Source organism: Paenibacillus sp. JNU01, assembly GCF_059130585.1.
On the sequence record NZ_CP169723.1, the window covers coordinates 369612 to 389518 of the forward strand.

19 protein-coding genes and 1 pseudogene are annotated in these 19907 nt (G+C 43.8%); 15 read left to right on the top strand and 5 right to left on the bottom strand.

Annotation, left to right across the window (positions count from 1 at the left end):
- Positions 1-54 precede the first annotated feature (54 nt).
- On the top strand, positions 55-810 hold the full coding sequence (locus tag NLBNIHML_RS01490) for a gamma-glutamyl-gamma-aminobutyrate hydrolase family protein (RefSeq protein WP_494353585.1): 756 nt from the start codon (positions 55-57) through the stop codon (positions 808-810).
- A 108-nt stretch (positions 811-918) separates the two neighbouring features.
- On the opposite strand, the gene NLBNIHML_RS01495 is transcribed toward NLBNIHML_RS01490, so the two are convergent.
- Both NLBNIHML_RS01495 and NLBNIHML_RS01500 read right to left on the bottom strand, forming a co-directional pair.
- Complete coding sequence (locus NLBNIHML_RS01495) at positions 919-3243, bottom strand: MMPL family transporter (RefSeq protein WP_494353586.1); 2325 nt, start codon at positions 3241-3243, stop codon at positions 919-921.
- Positions 3244-3263: 20 nt separating this feature from the next.
- Positions 3264-3911, bottom strand: a complete 648-nt coding sequence (locus NLBNIHML_RS01500; RefSeq protein ID WP_494353587.1) for a TetR/AcrR family transcriptional regulator — start codon at positions 3909-3911, stop codon at positions 3264-3266.
- A 236-nt stretch (positions 3912-4147) separates the two neighbouring features.
- Here NLBNIHML_RS01500 and NLBNIHML_RS01505 point away from each other — a divergent pair, with 236 nt between their 5' ends.
- The 5 genes and pseudogenes from NLBNIHML_RS01505 (at position 4148) to nspC (ending at position 8413) form a co-directional block, all read left to right on the top strand.
- The gene (locus tag NLBNIHML_RS01505; protein WP_494353588.1) at positions 4148-5041 is read left to right on the top strand and encodes a TetR/AcrR family transcriptional regulator; all 894 of its coding nucleotides are present in this window, start codon (positions 4148-4150) and stop codon (positions 5039-5041) included.
- 70 nt (positions 5042-5111) lie between these two features.
- On the top strand, positions 5112-5234 hold the full coding sequence (locus tag NLBNIHML_RS01510; RefSeq protein WP_494353589.1) for a hypothetical protein: 123 nt from the start codon (positions 5112-5114) through the stop codon (positions 5232-5234).
- A 60-nt stretch (positions 5235-5294) separates the two neighbouring features.
- Positions 5295-5492 (top strand): annotated as a pseudogene (locus NLBNIHML_RS01515) (tRNA-specific adenosine deaminase); the annotation flags it as partial.
- Positions 5493-6045: 553 nt separating this feature from the next.
- A complete protein-coding gene (locus tag NLBNIHML_RS01520; protein WP_105409674.1) occupies positions 6046-7284 on the top strand; it encodes a saccharopine dehydrogenase family protein in 1239 nt (412 codons plus the stop codon).
- A gap of 1 nt (position 7285) precedes the next feature.
- Positions 7286-8413 carry a carboxynorspermidine decarboxylase gene (gene nspC, locus NLBNIHML_RS01525; protein ID WP_494353590.1) on the top strand — a complete coding sequence of 376 codons (1128 nt, stop codon included), beginning with the start codon at positions 7286-7288 and terminating at the stop codon, positions 8411-8413.
- A gap of 196 nt (positions 8414-8609) precedes the next feature.
- Here nspC and NLBNIHML_RS01530 read toward each other — a convergent pair whose 3' ends face one another.
- Complete coding sequence (locus NLBNIHML_RS01530; RefSeq protein ID WP_494353591.1) at positions 8610-9383, bottom strand: SDR family NAD(P)-dependent oxidoreductase; 774 nt, start codon at positions 9381-9383, stop codon at positions 8610-8612.
- Positions 9384-9494: 111 nt separating this feature from the next.
- On the opposite strand from NLBNIHML_RS01530, the gene NLBNIHML_RS01535 reads away from it, so the two are divergent.
- Together NLBNIHML_RS01535 and NLBNIHML_RS01540 are read left to right on the top strand one after the other, a co-directional pair.
- Positions 9495-9851: a MerR family transcriptional regulator gene (locus tag NLBNIHML_RS01535; RefSeq protein ID WP_339242617.1), complete on the top strand. Its 357-nt coding sequence runs from the start codon at positions 9495-9497 to the stop codon at positions 9849-9851.
- Positions 9852-9941: 90 nt separating this feature from the next.
- Positions 9942-10814 (top strand): YitT family protein, encoded by an 873-nt coding sequence (locus NLBNIHML_RS01540; protein ID WP_339242619.1) that lies wholly within the window; start codon positions 9942-9944, stop codon positions 10812-10814.
- Between the two features lie 99 nt (positions 10815-10913).
- On the opposite strand, the gene NLBNIHML_RS01545 is transcribed toward NLBNIHML_RS01540, so the two are convergent.
- Positions 10914-11588 (bottom strand): cyclase family protein, encoded by a 675-nt coding sequence (locus tag NLBNIHML_RS01545; RefSeq protein ID WP_342573083.1) that lies wholly within the window; start codon positions 11586-11588, stop codon positions 10914-10916.
- A 219-nt stretch (positions 11589-11807) separates the two neighbouring features.
- On the opposite strand from NLBNIHML_RS01545, the gene NLBNIHML_RS01550 reads away from it, so the two are divergent.
- From NLBNIHML_RS01550 to NLBNIHML_RS01560, 3 genes are all read left to right on the top strand, one after another.
- The gene (locus NLBNIHML_RS01550) at positions 11808-12002 is read left to right on the top strand and encodes a hypothetical protein (RefSeq protein WP_339261119.1); all 195 of its coding nucleotides are present in this window, start codon (positions 11808-11810) and stop codon (positions 12000-12002) included.
- 221 nt (positions 12003-12223) lie between these two features.
- Complete coding sequence (locus tag NLBNIHML_RS01555; protein ID WP_342573086.1) at positions 12224-13357, top strand: serine hydrolase domain-containing protein; 1134 nt, start codon at positions 12224-12226, stop codon at positions 13355-13357.
- Between the two features lie 297 nt (positions 13358-13654).
- A complete protein-coding gene (locus NLBNIHML_RS01560; protein WP_494353592.1) occupies positions 13655-14797 on the top strand; it encodes a DUF4309 domain-containing protein in 1143 nt (380 codons plus the stop codon).
- Positions 14798-14896: 99 nt separating this feature from the next.
- Here the strand turns inward: NLBNIHML_RS01560 and NLBNIHML_RS01565 are convergent, their stop codons facing one another.
- Positions 14897-15871, bottom strand: a complete 975-nt coding sequence (locus tag NLBNIHML_RS01565; protein WP_494353593.1) for a DMT family transporter — start codon at positions 15869-15871, stop codon at positions 14897-14899.
- A 271-nt stretch (positions 15872-16142) separates the two neighbouring features.
- Here NLBNIHML_RS01565 and NLBNIHML_RS01570 point away from each other — a divergent pair, with 271 nt between their 5' ends.
- The 4 genes from NLBNIHML_RS01570 to NLBNIHML_RS01585 are packed head-to-tail and all read left to right on the top strand — an operon-like array spanning position 16143 to position 19900.
- A complete protein-coding gene (locus NLBNIHML_RS01570) occupies positions 16143-17132 on the top strand; it encodes a LacI family DNA-binding transcriptional regulator (RefSeq protein ID WP_339261124.1) in 990 nt (329 codons plus the stop codon).
- Complete coding sequence (gene rbsK, locus NLBNIHML_RS01575; RefSeq protein WP_339242630.1) at positions 17125-18003, top strand: ribokinase; 879 nt, start codon at positions 17125-17127, stop codon at positions 18001-18003. The genes NLBNIHML_RS01570 and rbsK overlap by 8 nt, the downstream gene beginning before the upstream one ends.
- On the top strand, positions 18003-18404 hold the full coding sequence (gene rbsD / locus NLBNIHML_RS01580; protein WP_339261128.1) for a D-ribose pyranase: 402 nt from the start codon (positions 18003-18005) through the stop codon (positions 18402-18404). The genes rbsK and rbsD overlap by 1 nt, the downstream gene beginning before the upstream one ends.
- Before the next feature lie 14 nt (positions 18405-18418).
- Complete coding sequence (locus NLBNIHML_RS01585) at positions 18419-19900, top strand: sugar ABC transporter ATP-binding protein (RefSeq protein ID WP_339242632.1); 1482 nt, start codon at positions 18419-18421, stop codon at positions 19898-19900.
- The last annotated feature ends 7 nt before the right edge of the window (positions 19901-19907 follow it).

Sequence of the window (19907 nt, forward strand, 5' to 3'; positions counted from 1 at the left end):
AATTTATATATGAAGAGATCTGATAAAATGAATGAAAAGCTGGGAGGTAAAGCCATGAAAAAGCCCATGATCGGTGTACTGCCTTTATATGATACTGACAAAAAAAGTTACTGGATGCTTCCTGATTATATGAACGCAATAGAGGGAGCAGGCGGGATTCCGATTATGCTGCCTTTGACAACGGATACCGAGATTATAGGAACATTGGCTAATGAATTCGATGGCTTCTTGTTCACCGGGGGACATGATCTCAATCCGGAGCTGTATCATGAGCATGTAGAGGTCACCTGTGGAGAGCTATGTATTGAACGCGATATGATGGAGTCGTTATTATTACAAAAGGTAATTGAGCTTGATAAGCCAGCCTTTGGCATATGCCGTGGACTACAATTATTTAACGTTGTTTTGGGTGGTACGTTGTATCAAGACATTCCGACTAGCCTTCAACTTCATGTGAACAAGATCGTTAATCATAAGCAAAGTCCGCCGTATACGAATCTTGTACATGATGTACATATTGAGAAAAATAATATCCTATACGATATTTTGCAAACAGATACGATAAAAGTAAACAGCTATCACCATCAGGGGATCAAAATGTTAACGGATAAATTAACGGCCGTGGCAGTCGCTGAAGACGGACTCGTCGAATCCGTAGTCATGCCGAACCGTTCATTTGTTTTGGCTGTGCAGTGGCATCCAGAGTACAGCTACAACGTAGATGACTGTAGTCAAAAGTTATTTGCGGCGTTTGTTAATGCTTCTCAATCCCCGCGCTATAATGTCCATATTGAAGATATCACTGCATAATCTGGAGCAGAGAAAAGACCTCCTGTTTATAAAACAGAAGAGGTCTTTGTATTGGTGAATCTAGTCGTGATGATGAGTAATCCTGGTATTAGCATTGAAGTGGACTGATTATTTTAATCCAGACTTGGTGTTGGCTTGTTCTTCAGCATGAAGGGAAGCAATCAGCTTCTCGCCTTCAACATCCAGGTTTGGCAGAATGCGATCCAGCCATTTCGGAAGGGCCCAAGCTTTGTCTCCGAAAATAGCCATGATAGCTGGAACCAATCCCATACGGATGATGAAAGCATCAATCAAAATGCCTACCGCCAAGGTGAAACCAATCTGCTTGATCATGACATCATCGGTGAAGATAAATCCTGCAAATACAGAGACCATGATCACTGCTGCGGCAACAACCACGCGACTGACCTGATTGTACCCATGAACGACGGATTCGGTTCCGCGATGACCGTGGACATATGATTCACGCATGGAGCTAACAAGGAAGACTTGATAGTCCATTGCGAGGCCATACAAAATACCTGTCACAATGATCGGCATAAAGCTCAGCAACGGTCCGCCGGTATCAAAACCAAAGAGCGAATGCAGCCAGCCCCATTGGAATACAGCAGTCGTAATCCCGAATGTAGCCAGGATACTAAGCAGGAAGCCAATTGTTGCTTTGATAGGAACGATGATCGAACGGAATACGAGTAACAGGATGATCAGCGATAGCAGGATGATAATACCTACATAAATAGGGAATACCTGCGCGAGTTTAGCAGACATATCAATGTTAACAGCCGTAAGACCCGTAACTCCAAGCTTCACATCATAGGTCTGTGCGATACTCGAATCAGTCGATCGCAGATCACTGACCATTGTTTTAGTGAGCGTATCGTTAGGACCCGTTTTTGGAATGAGACTAAAGATAGCCAAATCTTTTGTCATTCCAAGCGGTGTAACCTGTGCTACGTTGTTTTGACCTTGCAGCTCCATCATCAGACCACCCAAGAGTTCCGGCGTGACTTTGGCGGAAGATTGATTAGGCTCTGCGACCAGAATAAGTGGTCCGTTGAATCCTTCTCCGAAGCCTTCCGAGATAGCATCATAGCTCTGTCTTGCATCCGTATCCAGATTCGCTGAGGAAGCGCCAGGGATACCCATTTCCATTTTCGAGATAGGTAACGCGGCAAAACCAAGAATGATGATAATCGCGATAATGGTAGCCCAACGATTCTTGATAATGAATTTCACCCATCTATCCGCAACTCCGTGACTAGCGGCTTTAGGATGTTTCGTGCTTTTCTCACGAGCTTTGGCTGAACAGATGCGTTCTCCTACCAATCCCAGCAAAGCCGGCAACAGGGTTAAAGCAACAAATACGTTGATGAGTACAGTGGCTGCTGCAACCAAAGCCATCGTAGACAAGAATGTGAGACCAATGACGAGCATACCACATAATGCAATAATGACGGTTAACCCGGCAAAAAATACTGCGCTGCCCGATGTACCAATGGCTCTGGCTGTTGCTTCTTTGGCGCTCAAGCCTTGATCAATGATCATTCGACGTTGGCGATTAACAATGAAGAGAGCGTAATCGATTCCAACAGCCAATCCAACCATGAGAGCCAGAACGGAAGTGACACTTGGCATTTCGATGAATTTGGAGATTGAGAATGCTCCACCTACTCCGATCGCAACACCCAGTAGTGCAGTAATCAGAGGCAGACCTGCTGCAACAACGGAGCCGAGTGTGATCAGCAATACGATTACAGCAATGACCAGTCCAACAATTTCTGCGGAGCCGACCCCAATCGATACCGCTTTGAGCGTTTCGCCTGGCAAGACCGTAATGTTGGTTCCTTTCTCTACTGTCATAACGGATTGAATAACAGAATCAAATACATCCTGCGTTATGGCAGACTGCTCGATTGTAAATTGGAACTGGAACAGTGCAATACTGCCGTCTGAAGAGATCAGCATACCAGGTACAGGAACACCATCCACCATCAAAGGTCCGTAGGGAGGAGGCGTGGTTGTTGCGGGTTGAGCCGCACCCGCAGACTGAGCATTCTGAGCCATCTCAGCAGAAGCCCCTGAATTACTCGCTTCAGCTGCATAATCGGCAGGGTTAAGGACTTTGTCTAATGCGTAAACTTCATTAACACCTTTCATCATGGCAGCCAAACGTTCAGGTGTATCCAAACGCTCGTTGTCCGGTGCCTTGAACACAACACTTCCTTGACCGCCGGAGGCGGCTGGCAATTCTTTTGCTAATTGATCCAGAACCTTCTGCGACTCTGTGCCTTCAATCTTCATTTCAGAACTGATGTGAATACCATTGATACCAATCATGGAGATGACAATTCCCAGAATTAATACCCAGCCAATGATAAAGTAGGCAGGTTTGCTAAAAGCGGTTTTCCCCACTCTGTATAATAATGTAGACATTTATCTATTTTACACTCCCTCTATGATGAATGTGGATGGTTGGCATGTTCGAATCCTGCCCGCAAATGACTAAACGTCGTTTCTAAAAATTGATCGAAGGTGATAGCACCGGGCTTGGTATCTTCAGTAAAGACTTGTCCGGGCAGCAGCACATTGAGTCTTCCATCAATTAATGGCAGTATCGTTCCATATAGTGCGTTAATTAGAAGATAAGTATAGATCTCGTCATACTTCCCGTTGGATAAGTCTAATAAGGTATCTTGTGCCTGCGTCTGCATCCGGTGCATGGCTCCGAGGTAATGAGGTTCAAGCACGGGATAGGTCTGGGATAGCGATAGTAGCTGATGAAGTCTTCCAATTAGTTCTGTTGTAAGTTGCATCTTGATCAGGTTATAAAGCACGTCTAACAAGGAGGCATGTTCAGGCATTTCGGTAAGTAACTCTTCGAGTTCCGTTGTATTCTGAACGGATATTGCGCCTCTTGCTACGGCTTCTTCTTTACATGTGAAGTAGTTAGCAAATGTTCTACGTGAACAACCCACTTGATGCACGATATCTTCGACCGTAAAGCCATCAAGCCCGTGTTCAAGGGTAAGTTCAAACGCTGTAACAGCAAGCGCTTTTTCAGTTGCTTCTTTCTTCAAATGTCGCAAGTTTCGTTTAATCATTGTTCTCCGCTTATGCGTTCACCTCCCACACCATGACTATGGTTTAATTCTTTTTAAGAAGAGTACACTTACTGAATATGCACTTTGTGAGGTTTATCATAACAACAAGTTGCCCATTGTGCAAATTTACTCATTGTGCAATTATTTCACATGACGTTTATACTGCGAATCAATGCTTCAACTCCTGAGGAATTGAATGGTATAATCAATAGAAAAACTTGGGGCGATAACAAGATATGAGTAGTCGTAGACAAAGTTTATTGGAAACAGCACTTGCACTATTTTTAGAGCATAGTTATGCAAATACAACAATCCAGATGATCCTGGATCAATCGGGTGTATCCAAAGGCACATTCTACAAATTCTTCAATTCTAAAGAAGATTGTTTATATTCAATTATTGATCAGCGCATGCAAGAGGATGTGTTCATTCGCAAAGAACTTGAACAAAATCACTATACATCGGATTACGACTTGCTCGTAGATCAGATTGCGATTCCTATGTCTGTACCTAATAAAGAGCGAGTATGGGAATTATATTGGACGGGGTTTTATTCCGGAGAGATTAATTCAGCCAAACTGGCTACAGTTCACCTCAAATGGCTGTCTACACGCTTGATTCAGGTGTACGGGAATGACATTAGCTTATATGCCAACGAAGGGGCAATATTGTGCTACGGCATATTACATCAGATTGCCAACACCTCAAGAAGTCTAAATACGCAAAAACCAGTATGGAGCGAAGTTGTTCCAAAAGTGTTAACCTACATTGAAGTGATCCTAAGAACGATGCACCAGAGAAATGAACATATTTTCGATTTTCAGTCACTCTATTTCCTGAATGCTGATGAGCGCAACCATGATATGGGTCTGGACATCGATGATATATTAAAAGATTTTGATGAGTTCAACAAACGCGTTCAAAAATCCAAGGAATCGGAATCCTTGAAGCAACTTTCGAAGGGACTTTTAGGGCTTTTACAAGATAAAGAGGATATAAATATTCCTGTGATCGAAGTGGTGCTTCAAGCGTTTCACAAAGAATACAAGTCCAGTGCATTTCAATCCGAAGCTAATAGAGTGACCGAAGCCTGTTGGTGGTATTTGGAACTGGTGAAACAACGTTATTAATATGGGGGGTGGCTAATGGCAGACCTCTTTTTTATGCTTTTTCCGCCTGAATGAGGATGAATTAATATCCATGATCACATTATTAATATTTGCTGGACATGAGACAACTTCCAATCTGATTACAACCGGCTCTTATTTTCTCCTGACACATTCCGAACAACTGGAACAACTTAAACAAGATCTGAATCATTGAGAAATGATTATAAGAAATGATATATTTGAGAACATCATTTTTATATTGGAGGTAAACAATATGAATAAAGATGAACTTTTTATGCATAAAGCCATTGGGCTTGCTCTGCACACTTTTTGTGACCCTACGCATCATGCAGAAATTGGGCTTATCCGAAAATATGTTCCGAACATCATATTTGACCTCAGCGAGTACACTCTGTATACAAGTTGTGAACCGTGTGTAATGTGTTCCGGTGCGATGGTTTGGTCGAATCTGAGGAGGCCGGACAAAAATTTTTTTTGATAATTGCTTGATTTTTTTTTCAACGTCTGATAGTGTAAGACCTGTGATTTTGGGAAGTTGATTTATCAATATGAATTAGAGCTTTCCAGCAGATAATTTTTGACCACTTCACCAGGAAGTTAAGGCCATACGGACAGCCGGGTCAAACGCCGATTGGCAACTTACGTTGCTTTATTGATTGAGTTCAAAGCTCAAATTTTATAAGTTGGTTACTTTACAACCAGTGCAATTGCACATCAACTTGTGAAACGGTCAATAAGAGTGGTAAAGGCGAATTATTTGCTATATAGACTCTGATCCAATATTGATATACATGAAGGAGCTTTCCGCCAAAGGAGTTCTTGTGAACTTTTTTGGTCATGGAGACTTCACGTCTTTTTTATGATGTATATCGATAAGCAAGTGTGATGATGCGCGATTGCGGGCATTTTTCACCTTGCTTTTTTTGTTGTCTTGTTGTCGTCACTGTATCAAACCAAATTAAACCAATTAAAAAAAAATACATATTGGGATAGGAGAATGTAAAATGGGAAAAGCACTAATCATCGGCGCCGGTGGCGTTGCTTCCGTGGCAGTACACAAATGCGTTCAAAACAGCGAAGTTTTTGAGGAAATCTGCATCGCGAGTCGTACAAAATCCAAATGTGATGAACTCAAAGCCAAGCTGGACGGCGGAAAAACTAAAATTACGACAGCACAAGTAGATGCTGACAATGTTGACGAACTGATCGCTCTGATCAACGAAGTTAAACCGGATATCGTGATGAACCTTGCTTTGCCGTATCAAGATCTGACCATCATGGATGCTTGCCTTGCAACGAAAACAAATTACATGGACACAGCAAACTATGAGCCACATGATACAGCGAAGTTTGAATACAGCTGGCAATGGGATTACAAAGAGCGTTTTGAAAAAGCAGGCATCACTGCTTTGCTCGGAAGTGGATTTGACCCAGGTGTGACTGGTGTATTCTCCGCTTATGCCCTGAAACATTACTTCGACGAAATTGAGTACATCGACATTCTCGATTGCAATGGTGGCGACCACGGTTATCCGTTCGCTACGAACTTCAACCCGGAGATCAACATTCGCGAGGTTTCTGCGAACGGAAGATATTGGGAAAATGGTGAATGGATCGAAACGAAACCGATGGAAATCAAACGTGTCTACGACTTCAAAGAAGTTGGCGAGAAAGACATGTACCTGTTGTACCATGAGGAATTGGAATCTTTGGCCAAAAACATGCCAGGTCTGAAACGTATCCGTTTCTTCATGACATTTGGGCAAAGCTACCTGACTCACTTGAAAGCTCTTGAAAATGTAGGCATGACTTCAATCGAGCCTATTGAATATGAAGGCAAACAAATTATTCCACTGCAATTCCTGAAAGCAGTACTGCCTGATCCAGCATCCCTTGGACCACGTACTGTAGGTAAAACAAACATCGGCTGTATTTTCAAAGGTAAAAAAGATGGTCAAGACAAAACATATTATGTGTACAATATCTGTGATCACCAAGAGTGCTACAAAGAAGTGGGTTCCCAAGCGATCTCTTACACAACAGGCGTTCCAGCTATGATTGGTGCGGCCATGGTCATGACAGGCAAATGGAACAAACCAGGCGTATACAATGTAGAAGAATTCAACCCGGATCCATTCATGGAAGAGTTGAACAAATGGGGTCTCCCATGGGTAGAAGACTTCAACCCGGTACTCGTTGATGAGCTGCCAGAAGAAGTTAAAGAATCGGAGCTTGTTCGTTAAAATGCGGTTCGAGCAATTACCGACGCCATGTTTTGTTGTTGACGAGGGGCTTATCGAGAGAAACCTGAAAATCCTGAACGGTGTTATGCAGCGTACAGGTGCCAAAATCGTGCTCGCTCAAAAAGCATTCTCCATGACTGCGATGTATCCGCTGATTGGAGAATACTTGAGCGGTGCTACGGCGAGCGGTCTGTATGAAGCACGTCTGGGCCACGAGGAAATGGGCAAAGAGAACCATGTCTTTGCTCCGGCATACCGCGCAGAAGAGATCGACGAGATTATCTCCATCTGCGACCATATTATTTTCAATTCTTTTTCACAGCTTGCCAAATTCAAGGATAAGGCGCTTCAGGCTGGCCGTAAGGTCGGCTTGCGCGTCAATCCTGAATGCTCTACCCAAGAAGGGCACGAGATCTATGATCCGTGTTCTCCGGGTTCACGTTTTGGCGCGAAACAAGAGGATTTCCAAGCAGATCTGTTGGAAGGTGTCTCCGGACTGCACTTCCACACGCTGTGTCAGCAAAATTCTGACGATCTGGAGACTACGTTGAACGCGGTTGTCGAGAAGTTCGGACAATGGTTGCCGCAAATGGAATGGATCAACTTCGGTGGTGGACACCATATCACGCGTGAAGATTATGATATTCCAAGGTTGGAAGCTTCCATCAAGCGTATGCAGAATGATTATGGCCTGGAAGTATATCTGGAGCCGGGAGAAGCTGTTGCGCTGAACGCGGGTTATCTAGTGACCTCTGTGCTGGACTTCCATAAAAATGGCATGGACATCGCCATTCTGGATACTTCAGCTACATGCCATATGCCGGATGTGCTGGAAATGCCATATCGCCCGCCGCTGATCGGTTCGGGAGAAGTGGGCGAGAAAGCTCATCTGTATCGCCTAGGTGGACAAACCTGTCTGTCTGGGGACGTGATTGGGGATTATTCATTCGATCAGCCTTTACAAGAAGGTGACCGTCTGGTATTCGAGGACATGGCGATTTACTCTATGGTGAAAACCAACACGTTCAACGGCATGCCGCTTCCAGCGATTGCAGTCAAAAGAAAAGACGGCGATTGCGAAGTTGTTCGCGAATTCGGATATCAGGATTTCAAAATGAGGCTGGCATAAACGTTCATTATATAGAAGGTATTAATACAGAATTGTTTATAAAAAAGAAGGGAGCCTGGAGACAGGTTCCCTTTTTAACGTCCAATGATGTTTTAATGACTAGATGATGCAATGATGTTTATCATCGATGTCTATCAGTAAGGTTAGGTGATGTCTAAATGGAATCAGGCGACTCGGTTTAAACATCAGCTTCGGGTTAATTTTGTGGTTTTGAGGCTGCTCTTGCGGCGTAAGGAAAGATCGGTTCTCTTAGCTCAAAGTCATAGGTCATGCCATCCACAATGCCGACTACACGCTCACTGTCATACAGCTCCAACAGAAAACCAGCCATTTGTTCCGCCGTATGGAATTTAGGAACTCTGCCCTCATATTCAAACTCGTCTACATTAAAGGAATGTTTCGCAAATTCCGTCTCGGTTGCAGCCGGAGCGAGCACTTTGGCTTGCATTGCTGCATTCTTGCCTTTCAACTCCTGCGCAAGCCCTTCTGTAAAGGCACTTACATAGAACTTGGTTGCACAGTAAGTTACTGCATCGGCTACAATGGTATATCCTCCACCAGAGGAAATATTAATGATCTGTGTGCCATCGACATCTGCATAATCACGTACATACAGGGAAGAAAGAATCGTAAGAGCTTCTATATTTAGATGAAGCATCTGCTCAATTTTGGGCAGGTGTTGTTCGCCAATGGAAGCAAAATTCCCGAATCCGGCGTTGTTAATCCACGTCTCAATGGAATAAGCTTTAAGACTTTCATAGAATTCATGCACATTAGTGCCAATGGATAGATCCACTGTACGAATGACAACATCTAGATCAGGATTGATTTCAGCCACTTTTCCTTTTAACTTGTCCAATTCATCCGTTCTGCGTGCTGCCAGGATCATATTTTTGCCACGAGCTGCAAAAGCTAAAGCCGCTTCATATCCAATACCTGAACTGGCACCGGTAATCACTGTGTATTTCATGGGAATTCCTCCTGGATCTGATTTCATTTTTTATTGTGATGTGAGCACGAGTTGATTATACTGATTAGAGCTTACTCTAAGTCAAGCTCGAATATAGAGGGGAGGTTAACCATGCATACCATTGGTGAAGTGGCCGAGTTACTCCATATCAGTGCACATACGTTGCGTTATTATGAGAAAGAACAGATTGTAACACCTCTCCGAGATGCGAGTGGAGACAGGCGATACAACGAGTCCCACCTGAAATGGCTTCAATTTGTGATCAAATTAAAAGAGACTCAGATGCCTATTGCTACCATTAAGAAGTATGCATCCTTATTCCAGGAAGGGGAGCATACAGCGGGAGATCGGCTAAAGTTGCTGGAGGATCATAAAGAGTCGATTCAAAAACAGATGCATATCCTTAACACAGCCGATGAGATGCTTGAGCATAAAATCTCGTCGTACCGCACGTTCATCGGGCAATGATGTAACACACACAATACCGATCTATTTGCCAAATCAGTGATTTTTATTATAGACTGTTTTTTATCGGTTGTTCATCAAGGAGGAAATGGAATGCATCAAAACAGAAAACAAAAGTCAAACAAGTTAAAGATCCTCTCCAAAGTATTATTGATTATCATTGGGGGATTTATAACGGCTTATGGCCTGGAAGCCATATTGATCCCGAATAATGTCTCAGATGGTGGTGTCACAGGTCTGAGTATCGTAGGATCACAGCTGTTTGGATTACCGCTGGGGATGCTCATCGGGATTATTAATATTCCGTTTGTATGGCTTGGGTACAAGCAGATTGGTAAAAGCTTCGCGTTATATTCAATCATCGGTATTGCTTCACTGGCGATCAGCACCAGTCTGATGCACCATGTACCAACGATCATCGAAGGGGATACCTTGCTCGTTACGGTGGTCGGCGGGATTATCATCGGTTTCGGTATGGGTCTTGCATTACGTAATGGCGGGGCATTGGATGGCATAGATATGCTGGCTGTACTTCTTTCGCGCAAAGTCCCTTTTGGAACCAGTGATCTCATTCTGTTTCTCAACATGTTTGTCTTTATTGTCGTTTCTACCGTGTTCGGTCTGCAAGGAGCGATTTTGTCAGGACTTGCGTATTTTATTGCTTCCAAAGTAATACATATTGTTGAAGAGGGATTAAGCGGCTCCAAAACGTTTAAAATTATTACCACTCAACCTGAGATCATGGTTGAAACCATTCGTGACCGTCTAGGCCGTGGTGCAACGTACACCGAGGCGTACGGTGGATATTCCAATGAACAATTCAAGGAAATTACTTGTGTCATTAACCGGATGGAAGAGAGCAAAATTAAAGATATCATTCATGAAATTGACCCATCTGCTTTTGTAGTTGTATACGATGTAGCTGAAGTAAGAGGTGGCAATTTCAAAAAGAAAGATATTCACTAACAACGTAATCACTATAAAAAAACGCGCCAGAGAGGATCTCTTGGCGCGTTTTTTTGGTATACACTACATATTGTTTATGAATACTTCGGGCTGCTCCAGCTAACATTTTTCAGTGAAAATGGTACTGAAACTGCTGTCAACCCCTTCAACAAACAAAGGCACAGCATAAACAACACCGATATCTGATAAATCCTGGTTTAAATTCATATCCTCAATGACTAGAATAAATTTGCCATCCACACGATCTTTTCCCAGGATCTTCTGATGAAAAGCGATAGCTTCATCCTCATGAAGTGAAGATCCCGCAGAGATCATATCCATGCCGATTGCTCGTAGTGAATCAAACACCATGAGGTAACTGGCAGCTGATGCGGCAAACCCAGGGTTATGATCACTATAACGAACAGGGTCTGAGGAACGAAGCTTCCCAAAACCTGTACGTATGAGCAGCAAATCAGAGCCTGCAATCAGGTGCTCATAGGGCTCCAGGTCGGCTTTGGTAATCAATTCGTCATCACTTTTGGGAATGTCGAGGATCGTAGGATGAGAGAAAATAAAATCGTCTAATGGAAGCTCACTCAGTTTTTGGCCTTTGGGATTAAAGTGCCAAGGCCCATCAATATGAGTGCCGCTATGGTTGAGGGATGTGATGATAAATTGGTTATACGGGTCCCCTTGAGCTATGCTTGATTGCTGCTGGATCTCAACTGGGGGATTATCTTTATATACGGGAGTATTTACGCTAAGCGGATAGGATAAGAGCAGACGTTTCATTAGTTGTTCTCTCCTCTGTAATCGATGTGCACAGGTCTGAACAAGCACCCTCTCCATAGTGAAACGGCTAAACATGCTCTTTCACTTATTGATTGCTAATGGAAGCTTGAGCTCATTTTATGTAAGGATTCTGAACCTCATGCATAACTACAGTTCACTTATGGAAAACTTCTGTAGTGCGAACAAATAATATGGTTTCATTAATGGGAGGTTAGTATAGTGACAAATCAGGACCCGCAAGAGCTTCTGAAGCAAAAACACGAGCTGGATGAGCAAAAAAAGCAATTCACTAATTTTTCCCGAAATATCTCAGGTCATGGTGAGGTTGAAGCTGGCCAAGAGTTCAGTGTTGACCGTGTACCAGATGATCAAAACCGTATGAAATCGGTTGAGAACAGACGCGGCGAAGTCTAAAAGTTCCAACTTAAGCTGATCCTTTAGGGGATCGGCTTATTCATGCGAAGCTTTGTAACAACAGAGGACTATGTATGGTAGTTGCGCAAAAGAGAGGATATAGAAGGTGGTCAATCGTTGTAAAAGGTCGTATATTATTACTATGTGGATTGTGGATTGTGGAGTGAACATGGACCACATCGCAAAATGATAAACGATTTTACATAGAAGGACGGGAAAAAATGGACTTTAAACCACTTGCTACATTTATTGACCGCATGACATCCTGGCGTATACCGTGGGCAGAGGTATTGGTGATGCATCGAAATGATACTGTTTTCCATTACCGTAATGGTTACGCCAATCTGGAGGACAAAACGCCTATTAGCGATGGAGCAATTTTCAATCTATACTCCATGACCAAAATCATGACCTGTGTGGCAGGACTGCAACTAGTGGAGAAAGGTGAAATACTGCTAAGTGATCCACTTTCCGATTATTTGCCCGAATATGCCGATATGACGGTGAAGAAAACGATGGTAAACGGAGAGGTTCAACTGGAAAAGGCGACAAGAGCCATTACCGTACGCGATTTGTTCACCATGACCGCCGGATTCTCCTATGACGTAGGTAGTCCAAGTATTCAGGAAGCCGTAAAAAACACCCACGGAACATTGCCAACACGTGAATTCGCGAAAGCGCTAGCGAAGGAACCGCTTTTGTTTGAGCCAGGAACACATTGGAATTACAGCATGTGCCATGATGTGCTCGGAGCCTTGGTGGAAGTCGTCAGTGGTAAAAGCTTTGGTGCGTATCTCCGGGACGAAATCACCGGACCACTTGGTATGAACGACACAACGTTCAATCTGAACGATGAGCAGCAGAAACGCCTTATTCCGCAATATGCATACAATGACGAACTTGAAAAGGCTGTACGTATGGATGGGAATGGATTCCGTGTAGGTACCGAGCTGGAGAGCGGTGGCGCTGGGTTGTTATCAACCGTTAGCGATTATGCACGGTTTCTGAACGCGCTTACTGGACGTGGTACGAGTCCTGAAGGTGTACGCATTTTGTCACAAGCTTCAGTGGAACTGATGCGAACGGATCATCTGAACGAGATGACTCGCGGTGATTATTCGTGGGATCATATGTATGGATACGGCTATGGACTAGGTGTCCGTACACATATCTCGAAAGCACGCAGTGGTTCGCTGAGCCCGCTTGGTGAATTTGGATGGAGTGGTGCTGCTGGTTGTATGGCTATTATTGATCCGGATTCAGAGCTTACGGTCATGTATGCCCAGCATTTGCTGAACAGTCAGGAAGGATATGTTCAACGACGCTTACGCAATGTGATATACTCCTGTCTATAAATTATATCGTTTTCGAATATGGAAGAAGAGCCGCTAATCAGCGGCTTTTTTATGTTATATGGATTAATAACGAAAAAATAGATTGATTTATATTTCTTTATTAGAAAGGGTATGTTATCATTCTTAGGAAAATAGTACTAGTAGGAGGATATGCTTATTGAAATATACCTATATTAATTACATAGTTTGATCAAAGTACACTCTAGCAAGACTTATTAAAATGTTGAGATTATGCACGATTAAAAATTAGAAATGAGATTTTAGATGTTTATTTTATTACTCAGAGGAGAGTCATCAATGATACACCCTAAATACAAAGCAAAATGGGCTTCACTTGCCTTACTTACCTTAATCAGCTATGTTCTGAGCGCATTGCTCCTGCTGCCGCCCAATGCCGCTGCCAAAGGAGAGCAAATCTCAGCCAAACAGCTGGAAAGTATGAGCCGACTTTCATTTACGCTTCGTGATGCCAAGCAAACGGCATACACGGTTTATATTTTTGCTTATGATGAACAGAAGAGCACGCTGACCGAGGAAAATGGTTGGACGAAAAACAAAAAAGGAGATAAAAGTTACACTGGAACCTATCGGGCGGCCTTAATGAAAAAAGGTGCATCATATGGAACAGTGCAAGCAGCAAAACTGGATCTGAATACGATTATTTTGCCTCAAACCTGGAACTTCGTTGTGAAAGGCAAAGAGGCGAGTACACCTGATATGCTGATGATCACGGACTGGGGAACTTCTAATTTCAATGAAGTGAAAACGTATATCGTTCGTTCCGGGGAATTGCGCCGTGTCACATATGTCGATAATAAAGGAAAAAAAATTGACGATGCATACTCCGCGATCAGAGATGGTGGAATTCGTACTCTTACAGGTGCCCGAGTGCAGTTCAAAAATTACAACAACCTTCAATTCGTCTATGGCGTTAATACGTTTAAGCTGAATGTGAACAAATTGGAAATGCGGTTGGAAGATACGCGCAACCTTCGTACAAGAGATTGGCCGAACTCGGGTGTTGGCGATCGTGCTTACCTGAAAAGCCTGAAGGACGCTGCATTAAAGGGTGCATTGCCTGGGCGAACGGACATCAAGATTGGCATGACGCTTCAAAATGCACAAAAAAAGCTGGGGAAACCCAATTCTCGTTCTAACGAAGAATGGGGAGCGTTCTATTATTATTCTAAATTCGGCGTTGGATTCGATTCATATATGCACGAGCTTACCAATAAATCACGTATTGCCGTTTTCGACCTGTACAATGAGAAGCAAAATCTTTCGCCATGGAATGTGAGAATATGGATGGGGAAACCGTCTTCAGAATATTACAATGAAGTCGTAGGTGGTTATGAGATGGTATATCATTTGGGTAATCACGCCATTGTATTTAACTATGAGGAAGAAGAGGACTTGATTGACTTTACGAGTATATATTAAGGGATATAATCCAGAGAATTGAATATTCATGGGACTGTATAAACAAACAAAAGCCGCTAATTAGCGGCTTTTTTTAATGTGCATAAGATACACTATTAGTTATTTTATTGGCGTGTTATCGGCGCTTTGTACAGAACGTACACGATTAACCAAGTAGATGCCAACGGATACGAACAACAATGCGGCCAGATTCTTCAATTCCAAGATCGTTTCACCGAGGAATAACGCTGATAACAATGCACCAAACACAGGGATAAGAAAGTTGTATACGGATACTCTTCCGACCTTATTGTACTTAAGAAGCATATTCCATAGACAAAATGCAACGGATGACAGCAAGGCCAAATAGATCAAATTACTGGTGGATTCCAGGGTGAAATGAGTGACTCGTCCGCCGAGTAATAGACCTAACAGCGTAAGCACCAGTCCACCAATGAACAGGCTAACCCCTGTAATGATTAGAACATCGATGGTCGCGGTGAGACGTTTTGCGTAAAGGGCTGTAACGGAAAACACAAGGGCTGCTAAAATAATAAAGCCTTCACCTGTAAATGAAAAGGAAAAAGTAAGCAGATCGGTATGAAAATTTACGATAATGACGCCAACGAATCCGAGCAAGCAGCCAACGATTTTATTTCTGCTTAATTTGTCGTTCTTATAGATGAAATGGGCCAGAACAACACTGAAGAAGGTCGTCGTTGCGTTCATAATGGAACCTTTGACACCCGTCGTATTAGCTACGCCAACGTAGAAAAACATATACTGCAAACCGGTTTGCAATATCCCTAACATGATAAGGCTTGTCCACTGAGTCCTGGATAATTGCAGCTTTTCTTTTCGAACGATACGAGACAATAGTAATAGCAGCAAGCCCGCCAGTGTGAATCGATATCCGGCAAAGACGTATTTGGAAGCAATGTCTTCCGGCAGAATGTTAAATGCGATATATCCAAGTTTGATGGACGGGTACGCACTACCCCATAACAAGCAACAAAGGCTCGCTATAAGCATGACGAAAATGGGATCACTAAATTTACTCGGTTTGTGGTTTTCAAGGGTATTTCTGTCTGTCACTTTCAATCTTCTCCTCACATTTTATACACATATGTATGTATCTAATATCCTCACTGACCATATCACATATCGCTAATATTTGTAATGATAATTAACTCCTTAATATAGCAGAGAAGACTGAATAAGAAGGGAAGAAGCCAGGTTACTAATGAATTTTCAATGTACTTTCATGTTTACTTGGAGAAATTTCCAGAATGAAAGCGCTTGTCAAATCGAAAGTAATATGATAATTTAATATCTGTAACCGGTTACACATAGAGGAGAGCAACTTATGACAACAATTAAAGACGTAGCTCAACAGGCGGGCGTATCTGTTGCCACTGTATCCAGAGTCATCAATGATAGAGGTTATGTTCACGCGGATACACGCAAGAAAGTGGAAGATGCTGTGAAGGCACTTAACTTTTCGCCAAATGAAGTAGCCCGCTCATTATATAAGCGCAAGTCCAAACTGATTGGTCTGTTGTTGCCGGACATTGCCAACCCCTACTTTCCGCAGTTGGCTCGCGGTGTAGAGGATGGGATGCAGGAGCAGGATTATAGACTGATATTCGGAAACAGTGATGAGGATGAACGGAAGGAGCAGGATTACATCCAGACGTTTATCCAGAACAATGTGGTCGGTGTAATCTCTTCAACGAACTACCCTCATTCTTCAATATATAAAAACCTGAAGATTCCTGTCGTGTTTTTGGATAGAACATCACTTGATCGTCCATCCGTGTATGCGGATGGCAGGGAAGGTGGAAGACTAGCTGCAAGGGAGATTATCCAACGCGGCAGTCGCCGGATCACAGTTATGCAAGGACCGTCACAGATCAGACCAGCTCAGGATCGCTTTGAAGGGGCGATAGAAATTATCCGTGATGCTGGGTTAGATTACCGGGTAATCCAGACGACCTCATTTTCAATTAACGAGGCAGGTATATGGGCTGAAGAATTATTCAGGAAGTATGCGGACACAGATGGGGTGATTGCCAGTAATGATATCGCAGCCATGGCAGTACTGCATGAGGCCTCACGAATTGGAAGGAAGATTCCTGATGATGTCCAAGTGATTGGTTTCGATGATATACCGATGAGCAGCCTGTTATCGCCGGCATTGTCCACCATCCATCAGCCGGCATACGAGATGGGAAGAGAAGCGGCGGGATTACTTATCAAGCTTGTGGAACAAGCTGCAATAGAGAACAAAAACATACAGTTGCCCGTAAGCTTCATCGAACGAGGCACTACGAGAAAGGTGAGATCAGATGGCTAAAATATGTGTAATTGGAAGCAGTTCAATGGATCTGGTTGTTACTTCGTCAAGACGGCCGGGGGCGGGTGAAACCGTTCTCGGAGACAGCTTCAAAACGGTCCCTGGCGGTAAGGGAGCCAATCAGGCTGTCGCTGCTGCGCGACTGGGGGCCGAGGTTGCGATGATCGGCCGGGTAGGCGACGATGCTTTTGGCAAAGATATTTTAGAGAACTTCAGAACAAATGCTGTAAATACGCAAAATGTGAAACCGGTTACACATTTAGAAAGTGGAACGGCTCATATCATTCTGGCGGAAGGTGATAATAGTATCGTAGTGGTTGAAGCGGCGAATCGCGAAGTCACTCCTGCATATGTCGATGAAGCAGCGGAAGTGATCCGCAATGCAGATATCGTACTGATTCAGCAGGAAATCCCGGAGGAAACTGTTGTTCATGTCAGTGCAATGTGTGCTGAGTTCGGAACACCATTATTGCTTAATCCAGCTCCGGCGAGAAAATTGCCGCAAGAAGTTATTGATAATGCTGCATATATCACACCAAATGAGCATGAGGCCGAGATTTTGTTTCACGGTATGAGTCCGGCACAGGCATTGCGCCAATATGCGAACAAACTGTTCATCACGGAAGGCAGTAAAGGGGTTCGTTATTTTGATGGCACAGAGGAAATTCTAGTCCCAACTTATAAGGTGCAGGCAGTCGATACGACTGGTGCAGGGGATACGTTCAACGCCGCATTCGCAGTTGCTTTGGCTGAAGGTCAACCGTTGCAAGAGAGTATACGCTTCGCTAATCGGGCTGCATCGTTGTCAGTCACCAAGTTTGGAGCGCAGGGCGGCATGCCAACGCGTGATGAAGTAGAGGAGAGCTTGTAATGAAAAGATACGGCATGTTGAATAGTCACATCTCCAAAATTCTGTCTGATCTGGGTCATACGGACATGATTGCGATTGCGGATGCAGGTCTACCCGTACCGGACGGAGTTGTTAAAATCGATCTGGCCCTCAAACTGGGAACACCCAGTTTTCAGGAAGTCGTGGAGCTTATCGCAGAAGATATGGTCATTGAGAAAATTATTGTGGCAGAAGAAATTCACGAAGGCAATCCTGCAGCTATGCAATTCATCACGGATAAGTTCAGTGAGGAAGCCATCGATGCTTCCGTCAGTCACGAACAATTCAAAGTATTAACTCGACAGGTGAAAGCGGTCATCCGCACAGGCGAAGCGACACCGTATGCCAATTGCATTTTACAATCGGGAGTCCATTTCGGTTAAAAGGAGGTTGCGTAATGCATATTCAGATGCAAAACATTCATAAAGCGTTTGGCACCAATCAGGTGTTGAGCGGAGTGGATTTTGAACTAAAAGACGGTGAGGTTCATGCCTTAATGGGGGAGAATGGAGCCGGCAAATCCACACTGATGAACATTCTGATTGGTCTCCATGAGCGAGATCAGGGAACCATCAGAATAGACGGAGAAGAAAACTATTTTGCAAGTCCGAAGGAAGCTGAGAAGTTAGGGATCACCTTTATACATCAGGAGCTTAACGTGTGGCCTGAAATGACAGTGCTAGATAATCTCTTTATTGGTAAGGAAATGACATCATCCTTGGGACTGCTTAATACGAGACAGATGAAAGCGCTTGCCAAAGAGCAGTTTGAAAAGTTGTCCGTTGACATCCCATTGGAACGTCCTGCGGGAGAATGCTCTGTCGGGCAGCAGCAGATGATAGAAATCGCCAAAGCACTTATGACAGATGCCAAGGTTATCATTATGGACGAGCCAACAGCCGCCCTCACGGAGCGCGAGATACAGAAACTGTTTGGTGTAATCAGCTCACTGAAGAAGGACGGAGTATCCATCGTGTACATTTCTCACCGCATGGAGGAGATATTCACGATCTGTGACCGGATTACCATTATGCGTGACGGCAGAACGGTGGACACTCAGCCCATTCCACAGACAAGCTTTGATGAAGTGGTACGGAAAATGGTAGGTCGTGAACTTACCGAGCGTTATCCTGTCCGAAATCCTTCTTATGGTGAAGTTGTTCTGGAAGTAAGGAATGCCAGCAGCAAAGGGTTGTTCGAGAATATTAACTTCACGGTGAGAGCGGGAGAAATCCTCGGTTTCTCAGGACTTATGGGTTCTGGGCGAACCGAGATTATGAGAACAATCTTTGGTTTGGATACGTTGGATAGTGGTGAAATCTTCATCCGCGGCAAAAAAGCGAACATTCGTAAACCGGCAGATGCAGTGAAACATGGAATCGGATTTATTACCGAAGACCGGAAGGATGAGGGGCTGGTATTAGACTTCTCCATTCGCGAGAATATGGCGTTGACGAATCTGTTCAGTTTCTCGAGCAAAGGTTTCATCTCCGCTTCGAAAGAACAAGATTTCGTGGATACATTGATCAAACGTCTTCAGATCAAAACACAATCCTCCGAGACGGCGGCAAGGAATCTATCCGGGGGTAACCAGCAGAAGGTGGTTATTGCGAAATGGGTTGGTATTGGTCCAAGCGTACTTATTCTGGATGAACCCACCCGCGGAGTGGACGTCGGAGCGAAGCGCGAAATCTATGAATTGATGAATGAACTTACAGACCGAGGGGTTGCAATCATCATGGTTTCGTCGGAGCTACCTGAAGTGCTTGGCATGAGCGACCGGATCGCAGTTGTGCATGAAGGACACATCAGCGGCGAGGTTGCAAGGGAAGTAGCAACACAAGAACACATTATGACATTGGCCACAGGGGGACAGTGATATGACA